Source organism: Cyanobium sp. ATX 6A2 (genome assembly GCF_024346355.1).
In the GTDB taxonomy this organism is placed as follows: Bacteria; Cyanobacteriota; Cyanobacteriia; order PCC-6307; family Cyanobiaceae; genus NIES-981.
In genome coordinates this window covers 1-8884 of record NZ_JAGQCU010000030.1, presented here as the reverse complement: position 1 = coordinate 8884, position 8884 = coordinate 1, and the positions used below count along the sequence as shown (strand labels likewise).

The following is an 8884-nucleotide window of genomic DNA, read 5'->3' as shown; positions in this document are numbered from 1 at the left end:
GGTACATCTGCAGCGCTCAGCAGTTGTAGCAATCCGCGATTGCCCTGATCGAGGCCACTTTATCGGGTCTCTATCGCTGAAACAAGCTGCGCTGCAGTGGATCTGGCTTTTTCAGGAGTCCCTAATTCAATCTCATCACAAAAGGGAAATCGCATGGCAGCCAAGCAACCGAACATCCTGATCCTCTGGGGCGACGATGTGGGCTGGTGGAACATCAGCTACAACAGCCGTGGCCAGATGGGCTACCGCACGCCCAACATCGACCGCGTCGGCAACGAGGGTGTGGCCTTCACTGACTACTACGGGCAACAGAGTTGCACGGCGGGCCGCGCCGCCTTCATCACCGGCCAGAACCCAATTCGCACCGGGCTCACCAAGGTAGGCATGCCCGGAGCACCCAATGGCCTTCAGCCGGAAGATCCGACCATTGCCGAGTTGCTCAAGCCCCTGGGGTACGCCACCGGCCAGTTCGGGAAAAACCACCTCGGCGACCTCGATGAGCATCTGCCCACGATGCACGGCTTCGATGAGTTTTTTGGCAACCTCTACCACTTGAACGCCGAGGAGGAGCCCGAAGACCCCGACTACCCGAAGAACCCCGCCTTCAAGGAGAAGTTCGGCCCGCGCGGTGTGTTGCACAGCAAGGCCGACGGCAAGGGCGGCCAGACCGTCACAGACACCGGGCCACTCACGAAGAAGCGCATGGAGACGATCGATGACGAGGTGACCGAACGCGCCCTGCGCTTCATGGACGGTACCCACAAGACGGGCACTCCCTTCTTCCTCTGGTACAACACCACGGCGATGCACTTCCGCACGCACTGCGCCGATAAGCACAAGGGCAAGAGCGGTGGTCAGGGCGACTACAACGACGTGATGGTTGCCCATGACGAGAACATTGGCCTCATGCTGGACAAGCTGGATGAGTTGGGCATTGCCGATGACACGATCGTGATGTATTCCACCGACAACGGCGTGCACTACAACACCTGGCCGGATGCTGGAATCACACCATTCCGCTCCGAGAAGAACACCAACTGGGAAGGCGGCTGGCGCGTGCCCTGCTTCGTCCGCTGGCCTGGACAGTTCAAGGCAGGCTCCGTGTTCAACGGCATCGTGACGCACCAGGACTGGCTGTCGACCTTCCTCGCCGCCGCCGGCGAGCCTGACATCAAGGAGAAGCTGCTGAACGGCCATAAGGCCGGCGAGAAGACCTTCAAGGTCCATATCGACGGCTTCAACATGCTGCCTTATCTGAAGGGTGAGGTGAAGGAGAGTCCGCGGACTTCCTTCTTCTACATCAGCGACGACGGAGACATCCTGGCGATACGGATGCAGGACTGGAAAGCGGTGCTGATGGAGCAACGTGCCAAAGAGCTGGCGTGCTGGATGGAGCCGTTCGTGAAGTTGCGGATCCCGAAAATCTTCCATCTGCGGCGTGACCCATTCGAGCAGGCCGACGAGAACTCGAACACCTACAACGACTGGTTGATCTCACACACTTACATCATTTACATGATGCAGGCCGTTGTTGCCGGCCAGATCGAGAACTTCGTGAAGTTCCCGCCGCGTCAGAAGCCGGCCTCGTTCAATCTGGATGCTGTGATGCGCGACTTGGAGTCAGCCGGCGGCGGCGCCAACCATTGACCTGCGCGACCCATCAGCCGCAACGATGATTCAAGAGACCCAGGTGCCGGCAGATCAATGGCCTGGGTCTCTTCATCTGCTTTTGCTGCTAGCCCCGCAGCCTGAACATCCAGTCCAAGACATTCTTTGCGCGCTTTCCGTAGGGCGGCTGCAGGAACGCCTGGATGGAAGAAACGCGCCCTTGGCGAAAGATCGGCCGGAGCTTTGAGAAGGTCAGAAATCCTTCGTAGCCGTGGTAGTGGCCCATGCCGCTCGCGCCAACACCGCCGAACGGCAGGTCGTGCTGCCCCACCTGCACGATCGCTTCATTGATGCCGACGCTGCCCGAGAGAATCTCGGTGATGTAGCGTTGGCCCAGGCGTCTGTTGTTGGTGAACGGGTAGAAGGCGAGCGGGCGGTCGTGGGCGTTGACGTAGGCGATGACCTCTGCGGCATCGCGGTACGGCTTGATCGGCAAGATCGGCCCGAAGATTTCCTCCCTCATGATTGTCATCTCGTCATTCACCCCGAGAACGATGTGCGGGGCTAGCTTGCGACGCTGGGCATCGAGCTGCTGATCCGGCGCCAGGTTGATGACGGTCGCTCCGCGCGCCTTCGCATCATCGAGCGTCGCAACGAGCCGCTCGAAGGCAGGCTGATCGATGATCGTGGTGTAGTCTGGGCCGTTCAGAATGGAATAGCGCTCTGCGACCAGACGCTTCGCGTGGGAGACGAACGCGTCGATGCTCCCTTCGGGCAAAAAGAGATAGTCGACATTGACGCACACTTGGCCGGCGTTCATGCACTTGGCCCAGAGGATGCGCTGGGCGGCGGTCGCGAGTGGAAAGTCGGGGGCGACCACTGCTGGGGCCTTGCCACCGAGTTCAAGCGTCACCGGGCAAAGGTTTGCCGCTGCGGACGCCATCACGGCGCGGCCGACGCCGCCCGAGCCGGTGAACAGCATATGGTCGAAAGGAAGTTGCGAGAACTCAGGACCTCGCCCGAGATCTTCGAAGAAGGCAACTTTCTCCGTTGGCAGATAGTGCGGGAAGACCTCGATCAGGAGGCGCGCCAACTGGACCGATCGATCCGACATCTTCACCATGGCGTGGTTGCCGGCGGCGAGGATGTCGACGAGCGGACCGAACGAGAGCTGGATCGGGAAGTTCCAGGGAACCAGCACGCCCACCACCCCGAGAGGCTGGGGGAGGACACGGTTGCTGGCACCGGGAAAGATGAATGGATCGACCGATCGGCGTTGGGAACGCATCCACCTGGCGAGATGCGCAGAGGCATCGCGGATGCCCTGACGCACCGGAAAGAGCTCGAGCAGACGTGTCTCGCTCGCCGGCCGCACGCCGAAGTCGGCCTCAATGGCTTCGATGATCGCTGCTTCGTTCTCCTGGAGAAAACAATGCAGGGCCGCAAGATGGCCCTTGCGCCGCTGGAGATCTGGGTACGGATCGGCCCTCTGGGCCGCCCGCTGCTGCTCAAGGGCCTGGGCAAAGGAAAGCGGAGTGGTCTGCATGGCTCAGTCCCCCCCCTTCGCGGCCATGGCCCGGCCAGCTGCGCGTCGCACCACGGCCGCGCAGTCGTGGGCAGACATGTATGTCGGCACTGGGTAAGTCCCGTGCGCCTCAGCCAACGCACGCTTGACGATCTCGGCGATGTCTGCCTCGGCGATCTGCTCGATTGTTGGAGGCAGGCCGAGGTCGGCGTTCAGCTGGCGGATCGCAACGATGAGACTGGCGGCGAGAGAGCGGGGGTCGTCGCCGTCGCGGCCGAGTCCGCAGGCACGAGCCAGTTCCGCCATCCGCGAGGCGGCGCCATCCAGGTAGAAGTCGAGCACGTAGGGAAGCAAGATCGCGTTGAGGTATCCGTGCGGGAGGTGGTAGAGCGGGCCAAGTTGGTGGGCGATGGCGTGGACGTAGCCAACGCTCGCCCTGGTGAAGGCGAGGCCAGCGAGACAGGATGCCTTGGCAAGGCTCTGCCGCGCATGGATGTCGCGACCGTTCTGCCAAGCCTGCTGAAGATCGCGAAAGATCGCGCGCGCCGCCGCCACGGACAGGGCTCTCGACGCCGGTGTGGCGAGTGTGGAGAGGTAGGACTCGATCGCGTGCGTGAGCGCGTCCATGCCCGTGGCTGCGGTCACCCCCGCAGGCAGGCCGACCATGAGGTTCGGATCCAGCGCGACTGCCGCTGGCACAAGCTGGTTGTCGACGATGGCGAATTTCCGCCCGGTCCCCGGATCAGAGACGACGGCAGCGACGGTCACCTCCGAGCCGCTGCCGGCCGTGGTTGGAACGGCGAAAAACGGCATCACGGGAGCGCCCACCTTGAAATAGCCATCGAGCTTCTCCGGACGGCGGCCGCTCGCACAGCAAGCAATCATGGCCTTGGCGGCGTCGATCGGCGAACCGCCGCCGATCGCGAGCACCGCTGTTGCCCCCGAAGCCCGCAGCTGCTCGATGCCCGCCAGGATGATCGAGATGGTGGGATCAGGCTCAACCTGCGAGAACACCGACACCGCAAGGCCAGCCTCCTTCAGTGCGGTCACGAGTGGGGCGACCACTTCAAGCTCCACGAGCACGCGATCGGTCACGACCAGGACGGAGCGAGCCCCGCAGTCGGCGATCAATTGGGCAAGCTCGAGCGATGAGCCTGGCCCCGTCAGCATGAAGGGCGTTGGCGCGGGCAAAAGGCGAGCCACCACTCCGAGAGCGCGGATCCGGAGACGTGCCAGCAGATGTGTCACGTGATCAACTTATGCTCTTCATGCCTGTTGTCATCAAGACAAAATACAAATAACAATTTGATTTCGTGGATTTATGCTGACGCATGATGCAAACGTCAGCTTTTTATGGCGCACGCCACTAGTGTTCACTACAACTTAGCATGCTGCTCTCCAGAATGAAGTTCAGACAGATTCGGCTGAAGACGCCCCCATCATCCCAGGGAGAAATGGCATTCACCAGGCCCTTGATGCTGCTTTTGGCTTGGGCGCTCACTCCTGCAGCAAATGTCAGCCCCATCCCGGCGAGCCTGCGCCAGCCCCTGAGCACCAACAGGGATTCAGTACCTGCGCCACGGCCCAGGGCGAACCGCAGAGCGACCCAGTGATCCCACTGTCAATGGGCAAGGTCAGCGATGAGGAAGGGGCTGCGGAACTTGTCAAGGCCGCACAGAACCCGATCGCCAACCTGGTCAGCCTGCCCTTTCAGAACAACACTCTTTTCGGCGTTGGTCCGCAGGGAGAGAGCACTCTGAATGTGCTCAACATTCAGCCCGTGATTCCGGTGCCTCTCAGCAAGAATCTACTGCTGGTCACCCGCACCATCGTTCCCGTTATCAATCAACCCACTTCGCCCACTGGACGAGAGAGCCTATCCAGCTTGGGTGACATCAACCCCAAAGGGCCATTGAACAGGCTGCCTTGGTAGCCCTGGCTGATCCTGTCAGCATGGGATGTGGTCCACGGGAATGGACCTTTCTTGTCCCATTCCCGTCTCTCCCGATCCTGGCCAGCTTGACCACGCTGCCGATCTGATCACCCTGCGGCAGGCCTTGCCCAGCTGCAGGCTTCTCCGCAGGAGTAGCGCCACCTGGCCTTGCTCAACGAAGTTCTCGGCCTGGAGATCGGCACACCACCGTCTGATTCCACCTTCCCTTACCTGTTCCTGCAGCTCGATGTGGAGGTGATCGAGTCCCTATTGCTCCAGTGGGTGAGCCAGCAGCCCGCCCTGGCTGATGGCGTCGACACTCTCGTGTGCGTAGCCTTGGGCTTCCGCGGAGCGGTTGGCAAGACGCTGCGCGGCTCGATCGATCAGAAGCCTGGTGCCGCAGCGACGTTCATTGCCCAGGTGAGCCTGTAGTCCAGGCAGCTGGGCGTGGCGATTGCCCAGACCACCGACACCACCGACAAGAGCAGCGAGACGGCGGCGCTCCAGCGGCTCCTCAGCGGCATCGAGCTCACCGAGATGCAGGTGCAGGACGATGCCCTGCACGGAAATCGTCCATTTTTCTCTTCCTTGCGGAGCAGGGCGCCCACGTCCCGTAGCAGCCAGGCTTCCGCGTAGCGGTATGCCATCGTCCGCGTAGCGGTATGCCATCAAAGGCATTAGAAGAACGGCCGTTCAGCTGATCCGCGATCGCTTGGCCGACGGCAAGCGGCAGCCATTTCAGACCAGAGTGTCCGAATGCGGCCACGGTCGCAGCAGCCCTTGGACCCTGAGGCCAAGGGAAGCCCCCACGACGATCCAGGAGATCTGGCCAGGCAGCGCCCTTGCGGAACGGGATGGCGGAGCTCAGGTTGAGGTGGTCCAAGAGCCCCCTGAGCAGTCCGGGAACTGGTGCTGGCGGGTCATGTCGTCGGTGTCGCTTGACAGTCGCTGACCTTGCCGGCGGCGAAAAAACCAACAGGCGCCTCGCTGCTTCCAGAGCAGCAGGGCACATTGCGCAGCTGTCAACTGCTCATGATCATCACGACAGGGCGCTGAACAGCAATTGCAGAACACCGAATCCTGCCAGGCAGGTGGCGGCCAGCAACGGGATGGTGTGCAGCACGATTGGAATATCCTGGTTGTCGGTCTACTCAGGCTGGCCTGGCCATCCATGCTTGGGGGAGTGTGTGAGGAAAGCAGCAGACACATTTACAGATGAAGTTGTGTTGCTGATCCTGGGCGCAGATCCCCCAGTCAACAGACAGATCAAGCGGGCAGGAGGCTGGATGGCTGCCGATTGCGTGGGCATCAGCAGGTGACTGCAGAGTGGCGCGTGGTTGGGCCCGGCAGGACCAGTGGGCGACATAGTCTGAGAATCAATCAGCCCATCACGGCTGCTGCAACCAGGCAACCCTGTCAGGCGAAACGTCGCGCTTGCAATGCTTACGCTTTAGGGTGGAAAGGCAACCGGGGATAGTGGGCGCCCGTCGCCTCGATCCGCTTCCACAGGTTGGATGGTTCGTCTAACAGCGACATCAGCTTCAAGCTGCATCCTCAGATCGCTGCATCAGTGAACCTCGTCGACGCAGCACCAGGCATGATTATCGACACCCCTTTGCACCTCTCTCGCGGCTTCCTGGATGCCGTTGGCACAAAAGTAGCCCTCCATTACTCCGAACGGATTCCGACCAATCATAGAATCTTGATTGTGAGTAACCATCGCAGTGTGCTGGATGCTCCCTTGTTGATGGCTGCCATGAATCGTCCCGTGCGTTTTGCCTGCCACTACTACATGAGTCGGGTTCCCCTGCTGCGGGAAATGGTAACGGCAATGGGGGCCTTTCCTCTTGATGCACCTCGCCAAAGACAAAAGCATTTCTTCCAGCAGTCAGTTGAATTTCTAAAATCAAGACAGGTCGTCGGGATTTTCCCTGAAGGCGCGCAGCCAATGGTTCAGGTCAAACCAGCAAATCAACTCAGCCCCTTCCATCGAGGTTTTGCCCATCTGGCCTTGCGAGCACCGGTTCCTGATCTGGCAATCCTGCCAGTAGCGATCGCATCGACCGAAGAGGAAAGACATAACCTGGCCCCGCTAAAGCTTTTCAGCCTATTTGACCCCTCAGAACCGCTTTTCAATTGCGGGGGCTGGCATTCTGCGATTGTCTACCGCCACGTCAATATTCTCTTTGGCTATCCTCTCTGGATTGACACGGTTCAGCGACAACAATATCGCGGCTCCCATGGAGGTCAGTTGGCTAAAGAGTTAACCCAGTCGTGCTGGGACCAGATTGTTGGATTACTGCGTCAAGGCTGCTGCTAAGGAATTTCCATCATCTCATGGTAAGCACAATCAAGGGCCTGAGGCTCCTTAGCGTTGAAGCCTCGCAAGAGAACCTTCCTCTTTTTGTCTTTCTGCCAGGAATGGATGGAACCGGGAAGTTACTGCAGCCCCAGCTAGCTGGATTGAAGTCTTCTTTTGACATCCGCTGCTTGTCGATTCCCTCAAACGACTTAACGGGGTGGGAGGGATTGGTTGCGCAGCTAGCCCATTTAATCAGGAGGGAGCGACAAAGTTCACCTTTGCGTTCCATCTTTCTTTGTGGCGAGTCTTTTGGCGGTTGCCTTGCCTTGAAACTGGCCGCTCTTTTTCCGTGCCTGTGCGATCGACTGATCCTGGTCAACCCTGCTACTTCTGTCAGCCGCAGACCCTGGATGGGTTGGGGAGCTTCAGTCACTCAATGGTTGCCAGACTCGCTTTACCGACTATCCGCTCTAAGCCTGCTTCCGCTCCTGATTGCACCACATCGCGTGCCACTCATAAGTCAACGGGCAATGTTGGAGGCCATGCAATCAGTTAGCGCACCAAGTGCCGCCTGGAGGCTTGCTTTACTCAGCCAGTTCCTCCTTGAGGAACTACCTCTTGAGCGCATTGAACAGCCTGTTTTAGTGTTGGCGTCGGGCGCAGATCGACTGCTCCCTTCCATTGCAGAAGCAGGGAGGCTAGCACGTTACTTACCACATTCAGAGACAGTTCTGCTCCCAGAGAGTGGTCACGCCTGTTTACTGGAAGAGGAGGTTAGATTGAGCCGCATCCTGGCATCACAAAGTTTTTGCGATCACATGAGCACGGATGCGCTCTCGTTGCCTGGTTCACCGAGGTAGGGGGACCCCAGCGGCGACATGAGGAGTTCAGAATTTCAGCATATGTACGCGTAATCTCATACGATCACTCTACAGATGCTGCCAGCCTGCTCATCGTCAAGAGTCAGATGAGAAAGGTGGTCTCAATCTGCTGCTGCTTCTTGGAACCCATGTGGGAACCCATGGGAGCAGAAACTGGGGGCTGCAGGTGGCTCTGCTGGGTGTGGGTCATCGGGGGTTGTGGGGGGCGAGGTCGCTGAGGCGGGACAGCAGGGCTGTAAGGGGTTTGCTTGCTCTATTTCTTGCGGGGTTGCTGGCGGGGATCGAACCCCCCAAGGCGATGGCGGCCCACAGCACGCGCTCCCGCAGCCAGGACAATGCAACACGCCGGGCCCGGAGGCTTCAGCGCCGACCCGTGGGCCGTGGGCCGGTTCCCCGTATCCAGCGGCACGCCCGCGGCGGCCCCGGCGGCCCAAGGATGGAGGCTGAAAGACAGAGATACCCCTGCATGCGCGAGGTTGTGTTCCGCGTTCTGGCTGAACGCCCTAGCTGTGTAGTGCCACCAGGTTGTTCCGGCTGACAAAGGGGTGTGAGGCCGACAGGGTTGTGGTGCGACCCAACAGCCCCAGACCTCACACCCCATGCATACACACCCCAATGCCCGCCTGACACCGATC

9 protein-coding genes are annotated in these 8884 nt (G+C 60.1%); 7 read left to right on the top strand and 2 right to left on the bottom strand.

From position 1 onward, the window contains the following. Both KBY96_RS15840 and KBY96_RS15835 read left to right on the top strand, forming a co-directional pair. Positions 1 to 181 (top strand): hypothetical protein (locus tag KBY96_RS15840; RefSeq protein WP_254980512.1); only part of this gene is annotated, 181 nt, incomplete at its 5' end. Beyond that, entirely contained in the window at positions 154 to 1647 is a 1494-nt protein-coding gene (locus KBY96_RS15835; protein WP_254980511.1) for an arylsulfatase, read from the top strand. The genes KBY96_RS15840 and KBY96_RS15835, both read left to right, overlap by 28 nt. A gap of 88 nt (positions 1648 to 1735) precedes the next feature. Here KBY96_RS15835 and KBY96_RS15830 read toward each other — a convergent pair whose 3' ends face one another. Continuing rightward, on the bottom strand, positions 1736 to 3154 hold the full coding sequence (locus KBY96_RS15830) for a coniferyl aldehyde dehydrogenase (RefSeq protein WP_254980510.1): 1419 nt from the start codon (positions 3152 to 3154) through the stop codon (positions 1736 to 1738). Between the two features lie 3 nt (positions 3155 to 3157). Further along, positions 3158 to 4303 carry an iron-containing alcohol dehydrogenase gene (locus tag KBY96_RS15825; RefSeq protein ID WP_254980509.1) on the bottom strand — a complete coding sequence of 382 codons (1146 nt, stop codon included), beginning with the start codon at positions 4301 to 4303 and terminating at the stop codon, positions 3158 to 3160. 454 nt (positions 4304 to 4757) lie between these two features. On the opposite strand from KBY96_RS15825, the gene KBY96_RS15820 reads away from it, so the two are divergent. From KBY96_RS15820 to KBY96_RS15800, 5 genes are all read left to right on the top strand, one after another. Further along, the gene (locus KBY96_RS15820) at positions 4758 to 5066 is read left to right on the top strand and encodes a hypothetical protein (protein ID WP_254980508.1); all 309 of its coding nucleotides are present in this window, start codon (positions 4758 to 4760) and stop codon (positions 5064 to 5066) included. A gap of 168 nt (positions 5067 to 5234) precedes the next feature. Further along, complete coding sequence (locus KBY96_RS15815; protein ID WP_254980507.1) at positions 5235 to 5498, top strand: hypothetical protein; 264 nt, start codon at positions 5235 to 5237, stop codon at positions 5496 to 5498. A 15-nt stretch (positions 5499 to 5513) separates the two neighbouring features. Further along, a complete protein-coding gene (locus KBY96_RS15810) occupies positions 5514 to 5702 on the top strand; it encodes a hypothetical protein (protein WP_254980506.1) in 189 nt (62 codons plus the stop codon). Between the two features lie 874 nt (positions 5703 to 6576). Further along, entirely contained in the window at positions 6577 to 7386 is an 810-nt protein-coding gene (locus tag KBY96_RS15805; RefSeq protein WP_254980505.1) for a 1-acyl-sn-glycerol-3-phosphate acyltransferase, read from the top strand. Between the two features lie 17 nt (positions 7387 to 7403). Then, positions 7404 to 8228 carry an alpha/beta hydrolase gene (locus tag KBY96_RS15800; protein ID WP_315859505.1) on the top strand — a complete coding sequence of 275 codons (825 nt, stop codon included), beginning with the start codon at positions 7404 to 7406 and terminating at the stop codon, positions 8226 to 8228. Positions 8229 to 8884: the final 656 nt, after the last annotated feature.